This is a genomic window from Actinoplanes siamensis, from assembly GCF_016862395.1.
Classification (GTDB): Bacteria; Actinomycetota; Actinomycetes; order Mycobacteriales; family Micromonosporaceae; genus Actinoplanes; species Actinoplanes siamensis.
This window is the reverse complement of sequence record NZ_BOMW01000026.1, coordinates 82305-101071: the sequence shown is the minus strand read 5'-3', so window position 1 is coordinate 101071 and position 18767 is coordinate 82305. Positions and strand designations below refer to the sequence as shown.

Here is an 18767-nt window from a genome sequence, read left to right as displayed (position 1 = left end):
CTGCCCGCGACACCACCGGCCGCGCGATCGGCAACCGCGAGGCGGGCCGGGCCGGAGCCACGCTCCTCGTCCAGTGGTCAGCGGTCCGCGTCCGCAGTCGGCGGAAGCGGCCGCGCGGGCACTGCCGACGGCGCCGGCAACGGCTTGAGCGCGGACGACAGCAGCACCGAGACGACCAGCAGGGCGCCGACCGCGAGCAGCCCGCGCGCCACGCCGATCCGGTCGCCGAGAAACCCGATCAGCGGCGGTCCGCCGAGGAACGCGACATAGCCGATCGACGCGACCACGCTGACCCGGGGCGCCGCCCTGGCCGGATCGTCGGCCGCCGCGCTCATCCCGACCGGGAACCCGAGCGAGGCGCCGACGCCCCAGAGCAGCGCCCCGGCGAACCCCGCCACCGGGTGCGAGCCGAACGCGAAGACCAGCAGGCCACCCAGTCCGATCACGGCGAGCGCGCGGACCACCGGGACCCGGCCGTACCGGTCCAGCAGGACCGGGCCGTACCACCGCCCGATCGTCATCGCGGCCAGGAAGACCGCGAAGGCCAGCGTCCCGAGCGACGCCGAGGCCCCGTAGTCGTCGATCACCGCGACACTGATCCAGTCGATGCCGGCGCCCTCGGTGAACGCGAAGGCCAGCACGAACACCCCGATCAGCAGAGTCCGCGGCTCCGTCCAGAAGGTCAGGAAGCCGGACCCGCCGGTGCCGGGCGAATCCAGATCGGAGGAATCGGGGCCGAATCCCTGTACGGCGAACACCACGCTCGGCGTCGACACCAGCACCATGACCACCAGGTGCGTGGTGACCGACACCCCCAGGGCCACCGCACCGGCCCCGATCAGCGCCCCGGCGACGGTCCCCACGCTGTACCCGGCGTGGAACCGCGGCATGATCGCCCGGCCGATCCGCTGCTCCACCACCGCGCCCTGGACGTTCATGGCCACGTCCCACGCCCCGGTGGCGAACCCGTACAGGTAGAGCCCGGCCACCACCGGCGCCACCCCGACCTGGTATCCGACCGCCACCGCGGTCAGGGCCACGCCGAGCAGCACCGCCATCACGGCGACCGTCCGCCGCGACCCGAACCGCCCCACGAGGTGCCCGGCCAGCGGCAGCGAGGTGATCGACCCCACCGCGGTGGCCAGTAGCACCAGCCCCAGCTCGGACGGGCTGAGCCCGAGCGAGTTGCGGATCTGCGGGATCCGGGCCGCGAAGCTGGACATCGCGACGCCCAGGAAGATGAAGGCGAGGTAGACCGCTCGCCGGGTGGTGATCACCGAGGGGACGGTACCGGGCGCCTGTCTACACTCGTGCCCGTGCTGGTGGAACCGGATTGGGACGTCGCGGTGATCGGGGCGGGCCCCGCCGGGCTGGCCGCGGCGCACGCCGCCGCGTCCGGGGGCGCGCGGGTGGTGGTGCTGGAGCGCGCCGAGCACCCGCGGTACAAGACGTGCGGCGGCGGCCTGCTCGGCAGCTCGCTGCGGCTGAGCGCGGAGACTCTGGCGGCCGTGCCGGTGCGCGACACCATCACCAGCCTGACCTTCACCCTGGCCGGGCGCCGCGAGTTCACCCGGAGCTCCACGGAGCCGCTGCTCTCGCTGGTCCGGCGGGACGACTTCGACCACGCCTGGTGCGAGGCGGCGGAGCGGGCCGGCGCCGTCGTCCGGCAGAACACCCAGGTCCGCGCGCTCGACCAGGACGAGCACGGGGTGCGCGTGACGCTGGCCGGCGGCGGGACGGTGACCGCTCGCGTGGTGATCGGCGCGGACGGATCGGCAGGCGTCACCAGCCGGCACGTCGGCGTCGTCTTCGAGCAGCAGGACCTCGGCCTGGAGGTGGAGCTGGCGGCCACGCCGGAGGACCGGGAGCGCTGGCGCGGCCGGGTGCTGCTGGACTGGGGACCGTTCCCCGGGTCGTACGGCTGGGTCTTCCCGAAGGACGACGAGCTCACGGTCGGCGTGATCATGGAGAAGGGCCGCGGCGCGGACACCAAGCGCTACCTGCGCGACTTCGTGGCGCGGCTGGGTCTCTCCGACCGCACGGTGCTGCGCGACTCCGGCCACCTGACCCGCTGCCGCACCGCGACCTCGCCGTTGCGCGCCGGCCGGGTGCTGGTCGCCGGGGACGCCGCCGGCCTGCTCGAACCGTGGACCAGGGAGGGCATCAGCTATGCGCTCCGGTCCGGCAGGTGGGCGGGCCAGGTGGCCGCGGAGAGTCAGGACCTATCGGCGTACGACCGGCGGGTCGCCGCCGAGCTGCAGCCGGAGATGGCGGCCGGCCACCGCCTGCTCGGTGTCTTCACCCGGCACCCGTCGCTCGTGCACACCGCGATGTCCACCGGTCTCGGGTGGCGCGCGTTCACCGGCTTCTGCCGCGGGGACTTCTCGATGGCCGGCGCGCTGGGCCGCCCCGTGGTGAAAACCGCGCTGCGCCTGCTCGGCAGCCGGCCGGCCCAGGTCCAACCGGCCGGCTGACCGGCCGGCTCCGCGTCCACCACCGGCCGAGGCGCGGGCCGGAGCCGGTGAACTGGATCGCCAGCGGCGCGGGTGCCGGGGTGTGGGGAATGAGCCGGCCGGTCCGCGCGAGCGCCTCGTCGAGCCCGAGCGGCCCCTTGCTCTCCCGGCGCTCCGCCTGGTACCGCTCGGTGAGCTCGTTCAGCAGGGTGTCGGCCGTCCCGTGCGGCGCGGCGACGGGGTCCGGATCGGTGGCGTGCGGATGGCCGTCCACCAGAGCAGTATGCCGCGCTCGGCCCGCGGCTCCCACCGCTCCGCGTGGGAACGGATTCACACGTTGCTGAATTCGTCGGACTTGACGCCGGCGATGAAGGCTTCCCACGCTTCCCGGTCGAACGACAGTGGTAAGCCATCGGGATTCTTGGAGTCCCGCATCAGGAACAGATCGCCGGCTCTGGCGACTTCGACACACGATCCGGTGGCACAACGTTTGCTTCGCCGCCAGCGCGGTTCCCCGGTCGTTTCGATCATTTCCGTGCACCTCCGTGGTGATTCGAATTCCACGGTAAGCGACGAGGACGGCACTGGAGAGTCACCGACATGAGTGAAAACGAAAGGACGCCGCTTATCTCACGAATTGTGAGCTATGCGGCGTGGATTGGAAACAAAATATGTATTTTGCGAGTATTTTTGACCGGCCCGCTCCGGCTGGAGCGGGCCGCCCACGGGCTTTCAGAAACGGAACTCACCCGCGGTTACGCCCTCGACAAACGCATCCCATTCGGCCTTGGTGAAGGTCAGGGCGGCAGCGTCGGGGTTCTTTGAATCGCGGATCATGTAATTGTCGTCGACCTTGGCCACCTCGACGCAGGTCGACGTGCCGCAGCGGCTGCTCTTCCGCCATGCGGGCGCGTTCATGCTGTCCATCTCAGAAATCTCCACATGCTCTAGACCGTGCCCCCGGTGGATACGGCCAGCTTCTTGTTATGTGTTCGCCCGGATCGATCGGTCCAGGGCGTCCAGCTGTTGCCGGATGAAGGTGATCGTGTCCTCTTCGTCAGCGGCTTCCTGCCAAACCTTGTCGAAGCGCGCGCGATGTTTCGCGGTCGCCTCCCGGTCCTCGATCATTTCGTCGCCGAGACCGGTCTCGCGGTAGAGCACCTCCCCCTCGCCGAAGGCGAGCAGGTCGAAACTGGCATTGTTGGTGACCGCCGCGTCCAGCCGGAACGGCACCATCCGCATCCGGATGGTGCCGTTGGTGGCGAGTCCGGCCAGGTCGCCGAGCTGCTCGGCGAAGATCGCCGGGCCGCCGATGGTGCGGCTCAGCACCGACTCGTCCACCATCACCATGATCTCCACCTGCCCGGACGCGGCCCGCGGGAGCAGCGCCTCACGGCGCAGTTGGCGGGCCTCGACCCGTCTGTGGATCTGCGCGGCGCTGAGCTCCTCCTCGAAGCGGCTCATCAGGGCGGTGGCGTAACCGGGCGTCTGCAGATGCCCGGGTACGTAATAGATGGAGTACGAACGGATCGCGGTCGACTCGTTCTCGTACTCCACGAGCTTGCGGGTGGCGTCGGTCAGGCCTTCCCGGAACTCGGGCGTCTGATACCACGCCTGGCGCTGCTTGGTGCGCGCGATCCGGGTGTCCGCGATCATGGACGCGACCCGGGACCGGTCCCGGATGCCGAGCAGGCTCATCAGGGGGCGCAGGTCGTTAGGGGAGATCGACACGTCGCCGTTCTCGATGCGGATGACCTTGCTGAGTGACCACTCCATCTCCTCAGCCACCTGAAGTTGGGTGAGGTCGGCCCGCTCCCGCGCCTCGCGGAGCGCGAGCCGTACGCGCCGGCGCGCGACAGTGGGTGAATCACCCTCAGCCATCAGACCTTCATCGTTGAAGTAGTCGAACCGAGCCTGCGATGGAGCGCTGTCAACTTGCCACCTCGCTGACTGCCAAGTGGCAACCAGCGAGGTCGCGGACATCCTATTACTGTCCTATCAGAACGAGACGTGCCAGGTGCAGTTTTGGTTCATCCCACCGGAGTCACCCGTTAGGAAGCCGCCATCCGCGCTGGTCACGCGGCAGCTAGGCCATAACCCCAGGGCGTGCGCCGGCCGTCTTCCATGGCCCTGCGCAGAGCGCGGCCCACCTGGTTGAAGACCCGCACATCACTGGAGGAGTAGAGCACCACGGCGACCCCGTGATACTGCGCGTGCAGTTCCCAGCGGCGTGGCTCGCGCCAGAAGAAGGCGAGCAGCGGGCCGGCGACGGCGAGCAGGCCGATCACGTAGAGTGCCGGATTCGCCAGCAGGGTCCAGGCCGCGCCGACCGCCAGGAGTGCGCCGGCGGCGAGACGGGGCGCGTGGGGCCGGGTGCGGGCCGGGGTCTGCACCAGTCCGACGTGCCGGAGCCCGGTGATGGCGAAGGCCCGCGATTCCGGCGTGGTGTGCCAGGTGAAGAGGGCCTCGGTGACCTCAGCGTCCGACCCACGGTAGTAGGTGCGTATGCCGCGTGTGCTCATGGCGCACTCCTTCTCGCGTTACCTTGCGAGGAGGAGAGGGCCGGGGCCACCATTGGCGCGAGAGACCAACCCCGCCTCGCTCGTGCAGCACTGGAACGGTCGCGATGGGAACGTCGCAGAAGACGAAGAAAGTGCTGGAGAGAGCGGACAACGGCACCCGTTTGCCGCCGGGTGCCGTTGTTGTGTCTCTCCCTCCGGCTCCGCCCTTGTTGCTCTACGGTCAGTGAAGCACGCCACGTATCGCACCGCCACCGCGCAGACTGCCATGTTGCAGATTACGGAGAACCCGGTGACGGACCGGAGGTGTGGCTCTCGGCACGCACGATGGAGTTTCATCGCTGGAGGTACCGGGCAAGCCAACCGAGCAAGCCACGACGGACCTGCATTTTCGCAGGTAGGAGGGCGAAGGCGGATGGAGAACCGATTGAGTGTCGCGGGGCAGGCGGTCCAGCCTGTTCTGATCATGTTCCCGCTGGGCCTGTTCGCTATGGCCGTTTTGTTCGATGTGGCCGACTTGCTCGGCGGTCCTACCATCCTCGGCGCGCTGGCCTACTGGAACATCCTCGCCGGGCTGGTCGTCGGGGTGTTCGCGATGCTCGCCGGGGCGGCCGAGGTGATGCTCCTGCGCCGTCCGCAGGCCCGCCGGCTGGGCGCGCTCCGCACGCTGATCAACATCGGCGTGCTGGTGGTCTTCGCGGTCATCCTGATGGTCCGGATCCGCGCCCACGACCGGGTGGCCGGCGGTGGGCTGTTCCTGATCGAGGTGCTGGCGCTCGCGCTGGCGGGATTCGGCGCCTGGTTCGCCGGCCAGCTGGCCAACGGCCGGACCCCGGCGTTCGCGCGGGCCGCGACCGGCGCCCGCGAGTACTGAGTCCTACGAGGAGGGATCCTCCAGACTGCGGATCTGACGGTCGATGAAGGCGAGAGTGGTCGCCTCATCGGCCACCTCTTCCCACACCTTGTCGTACCGGGCGCCGTGTTTCGCCGTGGTGTCCCGGTCCTCGATCATCTCGTCACCGAGGCCGGTCTCCCGGTAGAGCACCTCCCCCTCGCCGAGCGAGAGCAGATCGAAGCTGGCGTTGTTGGTCACCGGCGCGTCCAGTGAGAACGGCACCATCCGCATGGTGATGAGGCCGTCGTCGATCATCCGGCGCAGCTCCCGCAACTGCACGGCGAAGACCGCCGCCCCGCCGATGGTGCGCCGCAGCACCGACTCGTCCAGCATCACCAGGATCCGCACCTGTCCGGACCCGGCACGGCTCAGCAGCGACTCGCGGCGCAGCTGGCGTGCGTCGATGCGCCGGCCGATCTGATCGGCGCTGAGCTCGTCCTCGAATCGGGTCATCAGCGCTTTCGCGTAGTCCGGCGTCTGCAGCGGGCCGGGCACGTAGTACACCGAGTAGGACCGGATCCGGGCCGCCTCGTGCTCGTACTCCACCAGCTTGCGGGTGGCCTCGGTGAGGTTCTCCCGGAAATCGGGCGTCTGGAACCAGGCCTGCCGCTGCCGGGTGCGGGCGATCCGGGCGTCGGCGACCATCGCGCCGACAGTCGTCCGGTCCCGGATCCCCAGGTACGCCAGCAGCGGCCTCAGGTCGTTCGGAGAGATCGACACGTCGCCGTTCTCGATCCGGATGACCTTGCTGAGGGACCACTCCATCTCCTCGGCGACCTGGGCCTGGGTCAGGTCGGCCTTCTCCCGCGCCTCGCGGAGCGCGAGCCGGACGCGCCGGCGTGCGACGGTGGGTGAATCGCCCTCGGGCATAGGTCCTTCATCGTGGATTCGTCGGTGTTCTCGGCGAGGGGGCACGCATGCGGGCCCACTCCTATTACTGTCCTATCAGAACAGCCCGTGCAAGCGCACGGTAGTGACAACCGCACGCCTGGTGTGGTTTGCCGCCCGTGTCCGGAAAAGCCCACTCGGGAGCCGGTGGCCGGAAAAGGAACCGGCACCCGGTTGCCGCCGGGTGCCGAACTGCTCCCCCGCTACGCATCCGCCCGCGTAGCTCTGTACATCAGTCAAGCACGCCATCCGGCTGTCCGCCAGCAGACAAAGTGCCATGCTGCAGGTTGCCTGGCGGCCGTTCGCCGTCCGACGGGCGACAGCCACCCGGGAAACCCGAACAAAAGCGATGCGCCGGTACGCGATCAGCCGGCCGCCCTGGCCTCGGCGGCAGCCGCCCACTCCGCGTCCGCCGCCTGCTTCGACGCGAGCCCGTGCTCCCCGTCGTACCGCCGGAACCTGGGCAGCGCCACCGCCAGCGCCAGACTGCCGGCCACGCACAGCGCCCCGCCCACCCAGATCGACCCGCCCACGCCGAGCGACGTGCGCGCCATCAGACCGGAGCGCAACTGCCCGAGCAGCGGCCCGGTGGTGTACGACAGCATCTCGATCCCGGCCAGCCGGCCGCGCAGGTGATCGGGGATCGTCTGGTTCCAAATGATCATGCGGAACAGCCCGGAGACCATGTCCGCGGCGCCCGCGAAGGCCAGGCAGAACAGGGTCAGCCAGAGCATGTGGGACAGGCCCACCCCGACGATGCCGACACCCCAGAACGCGGCCGCGACGATCACCATGAGGCCGTGCCGGTGCACCCGCTCGGTCCACCCGGAGCCGACCGTGGCCAGCATCGACCCGACCGCCGGCGCGGCGTAGAGCAGGCCGAGCACCTCGGGTCCGCCGAGCCGGTCGGCCAGGAACGGGTAGAGCGCGGACGGCATGCCGAAGAACATCGCGTTGATGTCGACCAGGTAGGTGCCGAGCAGTTCCGGCCGGGACGCCGCGTACCTCAGCCCGGTGACCACGCCACCCAGCGACGGCCGGTCCGCTGCCGGAGGCGGCGGCACCGCCCGGACCAGCGTCAGCAGGACCAGCGAGACCGCGAAGGTGAGCAGGTCGAACGTATACACCCAGGCCAGGTCGAGCGTGGCGATCAGGACGCCGGCCAGGGACGGGCCGATCAGCTGGGAGAACTGCATGCTCAGCGACTTGAGCGCCATCGCGGCCGGCACCTGTTCCGGCTCCACCAGCCGGGGCAGCATCGCGCCCATGGCCGGCTGTTGCAGCCCGGCGAACGCCGCGGTGAGGAACGCGCAGACGTAGAGCAACCACAGGTGCGGCTCGTCGGAGAGCGAGTTGATCAACAGCAGCCCGCAGGTCAGCGCGAGCGCGGCCTCGCTGCCCCGGACCAGCAGCCGGCGATCGAGGTAGTCGGCGAGCGCGCCGCCGACGAACGCCATGATCAGGATCGGGGCCAGCTCGCAGACCCCGATCAGGCCGACCATCAGCGGGTCGTCGGTCAGCTTCGCCACCTGGTACGGAATGGTGACGTAGCTGATGAACGACCCGAAACTGGTCACCGCGCCGCTGAAGAAGACCAGCCGGAAGTCCCGGGAGGTCCGTAACGGGGTGAGATCCACGCTCAGTCGGCGTCTACGGTCGGCCATGATCGGCCATCCTGCCCGGGAACGCGCTTGCGCGCACCGCGATCTACCTCATAACCGGCTACTTCATCACCAGGCGGCCGGTGGACTCGAACGTCGCCAGATCGGCCAGCGCCTCGTCGATCACGAAGGACTTCGGGCCGGGCAGCGCGTCCAGCGGGAACCAGCCGGCGTCCACGCTCTCGTCGGTCTGCCGCAGCAGCTCGCCCTCCCAGGTGTGCACCCGGAAGGTCATCAGCACCTGCTGGTACGTGTGACCGTAGTCGTTGGTGTAGGTGTAGGCGGTGTAGAACGCGTACGGCGTCAGGGAGGTCGCCTTCAGCCCGGTCTCCTCCCAGAGCTCCCGGACCGCGCACTCCTCCATGCTCTCGCCGAGCTCCATCGCCCCGGCCGGGATCGCCCAGCGGTGGTTGTCCGAGCGCTGGATCAGCAGCAGCCGGTTCTGCTCGTCGAGCAGTACGGTCCGCGCGCCGACGAAGAAGATCGTGTCGATGTCGCCGACGCTCGCCCGCACCTTGCCCAGATACGACTCAGCCCAGGTCAACGCCACTGAATCACCCCGCCGGGAAAAACCCGAGAAAACCCCATGGACAGAGCCTAACTATGCCGACTTCTTGGCGGTCTTGGCAGCACGCGGACTGGCGGCCTTCTTGGCGGTCGTCGTACTTTTCGCGGCTTTTTTCGCGGGAGTGGCCTTCTTCACGGCCTTCTTGGCCGGTTTTTCAGCGGTTTTCCCGGACGTGGCGGCCGCCTCGCCGCGCGCCTTCTTGGCCCGCTCCACCGACGCCTTCAACGCGGCCATCAAGTCGACCGCGGCCGGCGCCGCCTCCTCCGGCTCCTCCGGCTGGACCACCTCCCGGCCCTCCACCTTGGCGTCGATGACCTCCTGCAACGCCGCCCGGTAGTTGTCGGTGAACTCGTCCGGGTGGAAATCGCCGGCCATCGAGTCGATCAGCGAGCTCGCCATGGCCAGCTCGGCCGGCCGGGTCTCGATGTCGTCGTCGAGGAAGCCGAACTCCGGGGTGCGCACCTCGTCCGGCCACATCATGGTGTTGAGCACCAGCACGTCGTCGCGCACCCGCAGGGTGGCCAGCTGCTCCCGCTGCCGCAGCGCGATCTTCACGATGGCCACCCGGTCGGCGTCCCGCAGAGCGTCCCGCAGCAGGACGTACGGCTTGGCCGCCTGCCCCTCCGGCTCCAGGTAGTAGGCCTTGGCGAAGAGGATCGGGTCGATCTGCTCGGCCGGCACGAACTCCAGCACGTCGATCGCGCGGGACGTGCTCAGCGGCAGGTCGGCGAAGTCCTCGTCGGTCAGGATCACCATCTCCCCGCCGCCGATGTCGTACCCCTTGGCGATGTCGTCGTAGCTGACCACCTCGCCGTCCAGGGAACAGGTGCGCTGGTACTTGATGCGCCCCCCGTCGGTGCGGTGGACCTGGTGGAAGCGGATGTCCTTCTCCTCGGTCGCCGAGAACAGCCGCACGGCGATCGACACCAGACCGAACGAGACCGCACCTTTCCAGATCGCTCGCATGATCAGCTCCCCAACGCGGTGTCCGATACCTGATCAGGATGGCATTACTGAGACACCTGCGTAAGGTGAATGCTTTTGCCTATGGTGATCGGGTGACGGGATCGCCGCTGTCCCCGATGCTCGCGACCGCGGGCGACCTGCCCGTGGGCGTGGACTGGAGCTACGAGTTCAAGTGGGACGGCGTCCGGGTCCTCGCCCTGTTCACCGGCGGCGCGCCGCAGCTGTTCGCACGATCCGGGGCGGTGGTGACCGCGGCGTACCCGGAGATCAGCGATCTTCATCTGCCGGAGGGAACGCTGCTCGACGGCGAGATGGTCTGCTTCGACGGGGCCGGCCGGCCGTCGTTCACCGCCCTCGCCGAGCGGATGCACGTGCGCGACCACCACCGCGCCGCCCGCCTGGCCGTCAGCGTGCCCGCCACGTACCTCATCTTCGATCTTCTTTACCACGACGGCATCGACTACACCGGCCTGCCCTATCTGGCCCGCCGGGAGCGCCTGGAGGAGCTCGACCTGTCCGGCCCGAGCTGGATGGTGCCGCCGTCGTTCGGCGACGGCCCGGCCACCGCGGCGGCCGCCCGGGAGAACCACCTCGAGGGCGTGATGGCCAAACGATCCGACTCGGTCTACCTGCCCGGCCACCGCTCGCCGGACTGGATCAAGGTGAAGTTCGACCGGACCAACGACTACGTGATCGGCGGCTGGCGTCCCGGCGCCCGCAAGCTCGGCGGCCTGCTGATCGGCATGCCCACCCCGGACGGCCTGGCCTTCCGCGGGCGGGTGGGCGGCGGGATCGGCGCGGTGGCCGAGAAGGATCTGCTCTCGCGGCTGTCGCCGCTCGCCACCCGGGATTCGCCGTTCGCCGCCGGCGCGGTGCCCCGCGAGGATGCGAAAGGCGCCCATTGGGTACGACCGGAGCTGGTGGCCGAGATCCGCTACGGCAACCAGACCCCGGACCGCCGGCTGCGCTTCCCGCGTTTCCTGCGGTTACGCGACGACAAGCTGCCGGAAGAGTGCTCCGACGATGCCCCGTGACCGATTCCTGGTGCAGATCGACGGCCGTGACGTCGAGCTCTCCAACCTCGACAAGATGATGTACCCGGCGGCCGGGTTCACCAAGGGCGAGGTGATCGACTACTACACCCGGATCGCCCCGATGATGCTGCCGCATCTGCGCGACCGGGCGGTCACCCGGATCCGTTTCCCGGACGGCGTCGAGGGCGCGCATTTCTTCGAGAAGAACAGGCCGGCCGGCACGCCGGACTGGGTGCGCCTGGAGACCCTGCCCGTCCCCGGCTCCACCAAGAGCCGCGAGACCGTCGAGTTCGTGGTCGTCGACGACCTGCCCACACTGGTCTGGTCGGCCAACCTGGCGGCGCTCGAGCTGCACACCCCGCAGTGGCGGGTCGGAGCACACCCGGACCTGCTCGTCGTCGACCTGGACCCGGGCGCGCCGGCCGGCCTGCGGGAGTGCTGCGCGGTCGCGGTGCTGCTGCGCGACCGGCTCGGCGAGGACGGGATCACGGCGTACCCGAAGACCTCCGGCAAGAAGGGCATGCAGCTGTGCTGCCCGATCTCCGGCACCCAGGACGCCACGATCGTCTCCGGTTACGCCAAGCGGATCGCCGAGGAGCTGGCCAGGCTGGTGCCCGGCTCGATCACCGCGCGGATGGCCAGGCAGCTGCGCCCCGGCAAGATCTTCATCGACTGGAGCCAGAACAACGCGGCGAAGACCACTGTCACCCCGTACTCGCTGCGAGCCGGCGCCGCACCGACCGCCTCGACCCCGCTGACCTGGGCGGAGACCGAGGCCATGGCCACCGGCGAGGCCCCGGCCCGCCAGTTCCACCCGGCGGAGGTCCTGGACCGCGCCGACCAGCACGGCGACCTGCTGGCCGGCCTCCTCGACAGCGGCCCGGCGCTGCCCGTTCAGCCCGCGGGGGCACGCGGGAGCAGGGACCGTCGGGCGCCGTAGGTTTCCCGCGACCACATGGTCCGGCCGTCCGTTCCGCGTGGAAGCTCCTGAACGCGACAGGCCTGAGCCGTACGCTACCCGGTATGGACGCGCAGGCGGCGCGGGTGAATGTCGCACGTTTTCTCGGCAACACCGCTCTGGGAGCCGGGTCGGTGGTCGTCCTGCTGGGCTTCGTCTACGGCGGCACCACCGCGTTCCAGCCCTACGCCGTCGCCGCGCTGCTCGTGATCGTCGGAGTCGGCCTGCGCCTCGAAGCCGCGATCATGGACCGCCGCTGAGCTCACCTCGGCACCGCCCACCGGTTGCGCTGAACGGGCTGCCCGGTGCACCGGCGCGGCGCACGGATCCGGGAAAATGATTTCCGCAAAGCCGGTTATGGAGTCGTAGCAGTCACACCTGCCTGGGAATTCGAGTCGTGGCTTTTCTTGTGGCCGCCAGCCGTCTCCGCGTACCGGTCCAGCGGATGCTCGGCGACGCCTCGGCGGCCATGACCCTGGACGTGTACGCGGATCTCTTCGAGGACGACCTCGACCAGGTCGCGGATCGCCTCGACCAGGCCGCGCGGCACGGTGCGGACCATTTGCGGACCGGGACCGCTCCGGACACCGTCGTGGAGCTCTTCAAAAACCCCAGGTCGTTGACCTAGGGTTTCTCGTGGAGTCGCCTGACGGAATCGAACCGTCGACCTACGCTTCTCGACCACCACGATCCTGGACTTGTCGTCAGCTACCAAAACTTGGCGTTGACCTGCACAGACGTCGTACCCCAGTGATCGTGAATGGTCAGCACCGGTCAACCGTTGGCAAGGGTTTTCGCGGGATAAGCGGGGGAGAATCTGCCGGCGACATTGGCATGACTCGGCGTGGCTCATCTGGTCCCGGACAGCCATGCGGCGACCCGTCTGCCGATTGCTTTCCTGATCTTCCCGGCCGGGTTCGTCATGGTCGGGTCGGCCGCGGCGAAGGCGCGGTCCACCTCGGCGGTGAAGAAGTCTTCTGCTTCGTCGCCATCGGTCACCGCGCCGCGGGCTGCGCGTGCCCGTTGCCAGAAGGCGTACATGTCGGCGCTGCCCATAAGGTAGTTGAGAGCGCCTCGGAGCTCCGCGAGCTCGATGGTGTGGGCCTCGTATGCCACCTTTTGAAGGTTGAGGATGAGGTTGCAGTAATGGTCCTTCTTCGTCTCGGCCACACCGGGCGCCATCGGTGGCCAGACCTCGCGGAGCTCCGGGTCGGTGATCGCCATCTTGACGAGGTCTGTGTGCAACTGCCGCAAGGCGATCTCGCCGCTGCGCTGCTGCTCCTCCCTGGTCATGGCTAACTCTTCCCGCTGGTTCTGAAGATCACGGCTCTGAAGGAAGAGGGTGACCGCGATGCCGATGAAGGCGACGCCGGAGAAGAACACGCCGACCGGTTGAAGCGCCTGTCCGACCTGCGACCACCGGTTCAGCGTTCTGTCGTCGAGGTTCAGCAGCAGAATGATCGGCACTATAACGCTGGCCGAAACGAGTGATAGGCCTACCACGAGGGCCAAACCGATGGCGACGGCCCACCGGCGAGTCATGGCACGACGATAACAGCCGGACAGGCACGGAAGGTGTTGATCCGATCTTCGCTGAGTGACGGGATGCGCTGTGGGCTATGTCCTCGCGAGGTATTCATTGAGCGGCACGGCCTGCTGACGAAGGTCCGCGACCGTCTGTTCCAGGCGGGCGATCACATTGGAATCACGAGTCAGCCAGCCGCCGGTCTGCCGGCCGACTTCAGCGCTGCCGTAGTCGTGTATCAGCGCGGTGGTCCGGTCGAAGAGCAGAAAGTCGAAGTGGCCTTCGCTGGGTAGGCGCGCATCGTCATCGCGGCGTACGACTTCGATGTTCTCGCCCAGGTCGGCGCGGATACGGTAGCTCAGCAGCTCGTACTTCAGGTATGGGGTGAGTGGCTCCTGCACCAGCCGGACCCGGGCGTATTCGATGCCGCGAGTGCGGATGTCCTGGTAGAGCGGCCGGTCCACCTCGGCCTCAGCGCGCAACAACTCTCGGGCCGTATCAATGTCGCCGCGGTCGTAGGCCGTCTGGGATCGGTTGCCCTCCGCCTCCCAGTACCGCTGCCAGCACTCGAGTTTCAGGAAGCGGGACTTCAGCTGCGACCAGGCGCTCGCGAACGCCACGCCGAACTCGTCGAAGTCGAGTCGGGTGCTGTTCGCGAGCGCCCATGCTGGTGGATGCATCTAGTCTTCCGGGATGTCCTGTTTGGCGGCGACGAAGGTGGTACGCGGCACGCGGACCACGCGCTCGTTCGGGGCGCACCGGGCACCGAGCATCGATAGATCACCGACCTGATCGGTGATGTCCACGCCGATCACCGCATACGCGCCATCGTCGAGTTCGAGGATGTCTGGCGACCCGCTGACGCCGGTGGTGGTGCCCAGCTCGGCGGGGGTTTTGCCGAGGCGGCGGACTGCTCTCATTTGCAGCGCTCCTCACCTGGGGTAGTGAGCTGAAGTGCACAAACTGCCATCGTCTCTCCCCTATGCTACGGCCATCGTCGAGGGGGAAAGCGGTCAGACGAGGTTGAAACGGCCTTCTTCACCCCGGCGGTCGGCCCACCTGGTTGTCTCCGCAGAACGTCCGACGGCAGTGGCGGCAAGCCCGTGCCGAGGCCGGCTTGGAGTGGGTCAAGCCGCACACCTTCCGCAAGACCGTCGCCACGCTCATCGGCAACGAGGCCGAGGCCGACCGCGCAGCAGCTCAACTGGGGCATGGTGAGAAAGGCGATCACCAAGAAGCACTACATCAAGGAGCCCGCCATCGCCCCGGACAGATCCGTCATCCTGGAGAGGTTCGGTGGCATTCCCCCGAAACGGCGACCCCGGGCCGCATAGGCGCGGCAGGCCAGACGTGATCGCCGCTGGCGGTTAGTGGGGGTTTTCAGGGGGCGGTTCAAAACCACCCGACAAAAACAACGGCCCTGACCAGCTAAAACCCTGGTCAGGGCCGTTCTCTGAGCCGCCTGACGGAATCGAACCGTCGACCTACGCATTACGAGTGCGTCGCTCTAGCCGACTGAGCTAAGGCGGCAACGGTGTCCAAGTGTAGAACACCCGTGGCCACCTCGACCGCTGGGGTGGCGATCGTGCCGGACTGCCGATGTCACACCCTGGCGCTAATGTGCCTTTCGTGACGGACGATCAGTCGAAGCCTGTCATCCCCAGGCCCCGGAGTGCCGCCGAGGCGGAGCACACCGTGCCCACCCGGCCGGTCAGCCTCGATCCGCAGCAGCTCGGGTTCACGCCGAAGAAGCCGATCGGCTGGCTGGCGCCGTTGCTGCTGCTGAGCACCGGGCTGCGGGCCCTGCTGGCGATCCTCTTCGGGGCGTACCTGGACAAGCGCGAGCTGCAGAACGCGCTGGACGACGACTTCTTCGACCACTCGGCGACCGCGGACGGCGAGATCTGGCTGGACTACGTCGCCGACCTGGGTGACGGCTTCGACGCGACGTATTCGGTCGCTTGGCTGCTGGCTCAGCCGTCGCTGAGCGTGGACGGGGCGGCGCTGCCGCGCGGGCGCCTGCTGCTGATGGGCGGTGATCAGGTCTATCCGCTGGCCAGCGGGGATGGTTACGAGAGCCGGATGAAGGGGCCGTACCGGGCGGCTCTGCCCGAGGCACCGGCCGGCGAGCCGCGGCCGACGCTGTTCGCGCTGCCCGGCAATCACGACTGGTACGACGGTCTCACCGCGTTCCTGCGCCTGTTCGCGCGCCGCAAGGACGGTCACATCGGTGGCTGGCGCACCGAGCAGCGCCGGTCGTACTTCGCTGTGAGACTGCCGGCGAACTGGTGGCTGTTCGCGGTGGACGAGCAGTTCGGGGCGTACATCGACGATCCGCAGCTGCTCTACTTCGAGAAGGCCGCCCGGCAGATCGGGCCGGACGACCGGATCATCCTGATGACGCCCTCGCCGACGTGGGTCAAGGCGAAGGACAAGCCCGAGGTGTACGACGCGGTGGACTATTTCATCCGCACCATCCTGGCCCCGACACGGGCGCAGGTGCGGGTGCTCGTCTCCGGCGACCTGCACCACTACGCGCGCTACACCGGCACGGATCGGGAGCTGATCACCTGCGGCGGCGGCGGGGCGTACCTGCTGGGCACGCACAAGCTGCCGGGCAGGCTGGTGGTGCCGCCACGGGAGACGCTGACCCGCGGCCGCAGCTACAGCCGGGAGTATTCGCTGGCCGCCCGCTTCCCCGACGCGAAGACCTCGCGCAAGCTGGGCCGGGGCGTGTTCCACCGGGTGCCGCGGCGCAACGCCGGGTTCGCCACCATGCTCGGCGTCATCCACACACTGACCATGCTGCCGATGGCCGGCGCGGCCCGGCAGGGCGGCAACATCCAGCGGCTGTTCAGCATCCCGCTGCTGCTCATGCTCACCCTGATCCTGGTGGGCACGGTGTTGTTCGCGAAACCGCCGGGCGCCTCGTCGGCGAAGCACGCCCGGCACTGGATTCTCGGTGTCACGCACGGCTTGGCGCAGATCGCGCTCGCCGGCGGCGGCACCTGGGTCTGGTTGCGGCTGCCCTTCCAGGAGTGGCCGTGGCCGGGACCGTTCGTGGTCGGGGCGGTTCTCTACGGACCGGTGGCAGCCGTCCTGGCGACACAGTTGGTTGCGCTTTATCTGCTGGTGGCGGGCTCGTTCGACGTCAATTTGAATGAGTTGTACGCGGGACAGGGCATCGAGGACGCGAAGAGTTTCCTGCGGCTGCACATCGCGGCGGACGGTACCCTGACGATCCACCCGCTCGGCGTGGACCGGGTGTGCCACAAGTGGTCCGCCGATCCGGACGGCGAGCCGCATGCCCCGTGGCTGCGCCCCGAACAGCCGCTGGCGGTCCACCGCATCGAGCCTCCGATCGTCCTGGCCGGCGTCTCGGTCCCCCGATCCTGACCCGCACCTCGGCTCACCACCCCCGCAAGCCGGCCCCCACACCAGCTGTCCGCGCGCCCACCAGCCCGGCTGGCCCCGGGGTCTCTTCCGGGGCCGGAGAGACCCCTCAACACCGGCCGCGACCAGCGGGCCGGTAATCAGATGTCCTCCGCCGGAGGCGAGCGACCCTCAGGAGCGGGTGGTCTCGGCGTTGCCGTCGCGCAGGGAATGGATCATCCGCCGCAGGATCCGGAACGCTTCCGACTGCTCGGTCCCGGTCATGCCGGCCAGCATTCTGAGCTCGACGGACCGGACCGCCACGGTCGCCTTCTCCAGGCTCCGCCGGCCGCGAGGCGTGAGGCGCGTGGGAAGGACCTTTCCCACCGGCGCCTCCGCCGGCCTGGTCACGTAGCCGTCCCGTTCCAGGGCTTGGAGCAGCACGTTCATCGACTGCCGGGTCACGAACGCGCCCCGCGCGAGCTCGGAGTTCGACAGGCCCGGTCGTTGCGCCAGCAGCTCGAGGCAGGAGTAGTGCGTCACGCTCATGCCGAGTGGCCGCAGCACCTCCTCCATGGCCGAGCGCAGGACGCTGGACGCCTCTTTCAGCAGGTAGCCCAGCGACGTTTCCAGGTTGACACCGACACCCTCTCGACCCATGTCAGCATTCTGACACAGGTTGATCCGTGTCAGGAACCTGACACGGCGCTAAGGGGCATCGCCATGTCCGTCACCGGCCCGGACTTCGTCTCGCTCCAAGCGCGTGACCTGGACGCTTCGCGGGAGTTCTACGAGTGGCACCTCGGCCCCGTCCGCTCGCCGGCCGAACCTTCACCTTCGCCGCTCCGACGGCTACCAGATCACTCTCCACGACCGACCTGAGCGCCGGCCCCGATCCAGCTCTCCGCGCACCTCTCGTCCCGCGGCCCGCACACCGGAGCACGCGAGCAGGAGCAGAGCACCGCTCAGCTCTCCGGGTATCTCTCGTCGTGCGCCTGCCGCGGTCCACAGACCGAAGCCCGCGAGCATGAGCACCTGGAACCGTCGCTGTCCAAGCGCACCGTCACCGAGTCTTTGGGCACGCTGTGTCCCACCACTCGCCCGTCACCTTCGGGCGTACTCACGCGGCTTCCGATCGCAGGGGCGGACGCGGCAAAAGTCGCGTACAACGGATGTTCGTACTTCAGGCAGCACATCAGGCGGCCGCAGGCGCCGGAGATGCGCAGCGGGTTCAGCGGCAGGTCCTGGTCTTTCGCCATGCGAATGGTGACCGGTTCGAAATCGGTCAGGAACGTGGCGCAGCAGAGGTCGCGACCGCATGAGCCGATGCCGCCCTGGACGCGGGCCGAGTCGCGGGCGGAGAGCTGGCGGAGCTCGACGCGGCAGTGCAGGGTGGCGCCCAGGTCACGGACCAGGCTGCGGAAGTCGACGCGGTGCGGCGCGGTGAAGTAGATCGTCGTGCGGTCGCCGTTGCCGCCGGCCGGGTCCAGGACGTGGTCCACGGCGACGACCTTCATGGGCAGCTCGTGCGCCTTGATCAGCTTCTTCGCGGCGACCTTGGCCTCGGCCTTGCGCTTGCGGAGCGTCTCGTCGCGGCGCAGATCCTCGTCGACGGCCATGCCGACGATCTTGGGGAACCCGTCGGTATCCTCGCTGACCCATTGCGGCGCCCAGACGCACTCCGCCACCTCGGCGCCGTCGTCGGTGGGGACCAGCACGCGGTCGCCGACCGACGGGCGGAACTCGCCCGGATCGAGGTAGAAGAGGCGGCCGTACCGGTTGAAGCTGACCGCGCACAGCATGCCCATGCGACAACCCTACGACCTTCGGCGAGGCGTACCAAATGCCGGTTTTGAACTACCCGGGCGGGTTGTCGCATAGATGTGGCGCAACTGCCCCAATCGACCCTCGTTGGCCAGTCCCGTAGG

At 68.7% G+C, this 18767-nt stretch carries 21 protein-coding genes, 1 tRNA gene and 1 pseudogene; 8 read left to right on the top strand and 15 right to left on the bottom strand.

What is annotated here, in order from left to right; genetic code table 11:
* Positions 1 to 77 precede the first annotated feature (77 nt).
* Positions 78 to 1277 carry an MFS transporter gene (locus tag Asi03nite_RS14235; protein WP_239102677.1) on the bottom strand — a complete coding sequence of 400 codons (1200 nt, stop codon included), beginning with the start codon at positions 1275 to 1277 and terminating at the stop codon, positions 78 to 80.
* Between the two features lie 39 nt (positions 1278 to 1316).
* Here Asi03nite_RS14235 and Asi03nite_RS14230 point away from each other — a divergent pair, with 39 nt between their 5' ends.
* Entirely contained in the window at positions 1317 to 2474 is a 1158-nt protein-coding gene (locus Asi03nite_RS14230) for a geranylgeranyl reductase family protein (protein ID WP_239102676.1), read from the top strand.
* Between the two features lie 309 nt (positions 2475 to 2783).
* Here Asi03nite_RS14230 and Asi03nite_RS14225 read toward each other — a convergent pair whose 3' ends face one another.
* From Asi03nite_RS14225 to Asi03nite_RS14210, 4 genes are all read right to left on the bottom strand, one after another.
* The gene (locus tag Asi03nite_RS14225) at positions 2784 to 2984 is read right to left on the bottom strand and encodes a DUF397 domain-containing protein (RefSeq protein WP_203679982.1); all 201 of its coding nucleotides are present in this window, start codon (positions 2982 to 2984) and stop codon (positions 2784 to 2786) included.
* 201 nt (positions 2985 to 3185) lie between these two features.
* Positions 3186 to 3380: a DUF397 domain-containing protein gene (locus tag Asi03nite_RS14220; RefSeq protein WP_203679980.1), complete on the bottom strand. Its 195-nt coding sequence runs from the start codon at positions 3378 to 3380 to the stop codon at positions 3186 to 3188.
* 57 nt (positions 3381 to 3437) lie between these two features.
* Positions 3438 to 4334: a helix-turn-helix domain-containing protein gene (locus tag Asi03nite_RS14215; protein WP_203679978.1), complete on the bottom strand. Its 897-nt coding sequence runs from the start codon at positions 4332 to 4334 to the stop codon at positions 3438 to 3440.
* 194 nt (positions 4335 to 4528) lie between these two features.
* The gene (locus Asi03nite_RS14210; protein WP_203679976.1) at positions 4529 to 4975 is read right to left on the bottom strand and encodes a DUF6232 family protein; all 447 of its coding nucleotides are present in this window, start codon (positions 4973 to 4975) and stop codon (positions 4529 to 4531) included.
* 412 nt (positions 4976 to 5387) lie between these two features.
* On the opposite strand from Asi03nite_RS14210, the gene Asi03nite_RS14205 reads away from it, so the two are divergent.
* Complete coding sequence (locus Asi03nite_RS14205; RefSeq protein WP_203679974.1) at positions 5388 to 5846, top strand: DUF2231 domain-containing protein; 459 nt, start codon at positions 5388 to 5390, stop codon at positions 5844 to 5846.
* Between the two features lie 3 nt (positions 5847 to 5849).
* Here Asi03nite_RS14205 and Asi03nite_RS14200 read toward each other — a convergent pair whose 3' ends face one another.
* From Asi03nite_RS14200 to ku, 4 genes are all read right to left on the bottom strand, one after another.
* Complete coding sequence (locus Asi03nite_RS14200; protein WP_203679973.1) at positions 5850 to 6737, bottom strand: helix-turn-helix domain-containing protein; 888 nt, start codon at positions 6735 to 6737, stop codon at positions 5850 to 5852.
* Between the two features lie 383 nt (positions 6738 to 7120).
* A complete protein-coding gene (locus tag Asi03nite_RS14195; RefSeq protein WP_203679972.1) occupies positions 7121 to 8419 on the bottom strand; it encodes an MFS transporter in 1299 nt (432 codons plus the stop codon).
* Positions 8420 to 8477: 58 nt separating this feature from the next.
* Positions 8478 to 8966, bottom strand: coding sequence for an NUDIX domain-containing protein (locus Asi03nite_RS14190; RefSeq protein ID WP_203679971.1), 489 nt, complete (start codon positions 8964 to 8966; stop codon positions 8478 to 8480).
* A 51-nt stretch (positions 8967 to 9017) separates the two neighbouring features.
* Positions 9018 to 9950 (bottom strand): non-homologous end joining protein Ku, encoded by a 933-nt coding sequence (ku, locus tag Asi03nite_RS14185; protein WP_203679970.1) that lies wholly within the window; start codon positions 9948 to 9950, stop codon positions 9018 to 9020.
* Positions 9951 to 10042: 92 nt separating this feature from the next.
* On the opposite strand from ku, the gene ligD (Asi03nite_RS14180) reads away from it, so the two are divergent.
* The 4 genes from ligD (Asi03nite_RS14180) to Asi03nite_RS14165 all read left to right on the top strand — a co-directional run bounded on the left by ligD (Asi03nite_RS14180) (position 10043) and on the right by Asi03nite_RS14165 (position 12570).
* Positions 10043 to 10984 carry a non-homologous end-joining DNA ligase gene (gene ligD / locus Asi03nite_RS14180; RefSeq protein ID WP_373872112.1) on the top strand — a complete coding sequence of 314 codons (942 nt, stop codon included), beginning with the start codon at positions 10043 to 10045 and terminating at the stop codon, positions 10982 to 10984.
* On the top strand, positions 10974 to 11924 hold the full coding sequence (ligD, locus tag Asi03nite_RS14175; RefSeq protein WP_203679969.1) for a non-homologous end-joining DNA ligase: 951 nt from the start codon (positions 10974 to 10976) through the stop codon (positions 11922 to 11924). Before ligD (Asi03nite_RS14180) ends, ligD (Asi03nite_RS14175) begins: the two co-directional genes overlap by 11 nt.
* An 83-nt stretch (positions 11925 to 12007) precedes the next feature.
* Positions 12008 to 12202, top strand: a complete 195-nt coding sequence (locus Asi03nite_RS14170) for a hypothetical protein (protein ID WP_203679968.1) — start codon at positions 12008 to 12010, stop codon at positions 12200 to 12202.
* Between the two features lie 137 nt (positions 12203 to 12339).
* The gene (locus Asi03nite_RS14165; RefSeq protein ID WP_203680142.1) at positions 12340 to 12570 is read left to right on the top strand and encodes a hypothetical protein; all 231 of its coding nucleotides are present in this window, start codon (positions 12340 to 12342) and stop codon (positions 12568 to 12570) included.
* Between the two features lie 221 nt (positions 12571 to 12791).
* Here Asi03nite_RS14165 and Asi03nite_RS14160 read toward each other — a convergent pair whose 3' ends face one another.
* From Asi03nite_RS14160 to Asi03nite_RS14150, 3 genes are all read right to left on the bottom strand, one after another.
* Entirely contained in the window at positions 12792 to 13484 is a 693-nt protein-coding gene (locus Asi03nite_RS14160) for a DUF6082 family protein (protein ID WP_203679966.1), read from the bottom strand.
* A gap of 75 nt (positions 13485 to 13559) precedes the next feature.
* Complete coding sequence (locus Asi03nite_RS14155) at positions 13560 to 14147, bottom strand: DUF6879 family protein (protein WP_203679964.1); 588 nt, start codon at positions 14145 to 14147, stop codon at positions 13560 to 13562.
* Entirely contained in the window at positions 14148 to 14387 is a 240-nt protein-coding gene (locus Asi03nite_RS14150; RefSeq protein WP_203679962.1) for a hypothetical protein, read from the bottom strand.
* A gap of 131 nt (positions 14388 to 14518) precedes the next feature.
* Between Asi03nite_RS14150 and Asi03nite_RS37840 the strand changes: the two are divergent.
* Positions 14519 to 14801: pseudogene (locus Asi03nite_RS37840) on the top strand (tyrosine-type recombinase/integrase); the annotation flags it as partial.
* Between the two features lie 122 nt (positions 14802 to 14923).
* Here the strand turns inward: Asi03nite_RS37840 and Asi03nite_RS14145 are convergent.
* A tRNA-Thr gene (locus Asi03nite_RS14145) sits at positions 14924 to 14997 on the bottom strand.
* Between the two features lie 69 nt (positions 14998 to 15066).
* Between Asi03nite_RS14145 and Asi03nite_RS14140 the strand changes: the two genes are divergently transcribed.
* Positions 15067 to 16863: a metallophosphoesterase family protein gene (locus tag Asi03nite_RS14140; RefSeq protein ID WP_373872111.1), complete on the top strand. Its 1797-nt coding sequence runs from the start codon at positions 15067 to 15069 to the stop codon at positions 16861 to 16863.
* A 168-nt stretch (positions 16864 to 17031) separates the two neighbouring features.
* Here the strand turns inward: Asi03nite_RS14140 and Asi03nite_RS14135 are convergent, their stop codons facing one another.
* Both Asi03nite_RS14135 and Asi03nite_RS14130 read right to left on the bottom strand, forming a co-directional pair.
* Positions 17032 to 17499, bottom strand: a complete 468-nt coding sequence (locus Asi03nite_RS14135; RefSeq protein ID WP_203679960.1) for a MarR family winged helix-turn-helix transcriptional regulator — start codon at positions 17497 to 17499, stop codon at positions 17032 to 17034.
* Positions 17500 to 17804: 305 nt separating this feature from the next.
* On the bottom strand, positions 17805 to 18647 hold the full coding sequence (locus Asi03nite_RS14130; RefSeq protein ID WP_203679958.1) for a PSP1 domain-containing protein: 843 nt from the start codon (positions 18645 to 18647) through the stop codon (positions 17805 to 17807).
* Between the last annotated feature and the right edge of the window lie 120 nt (positions 18648 to 18767).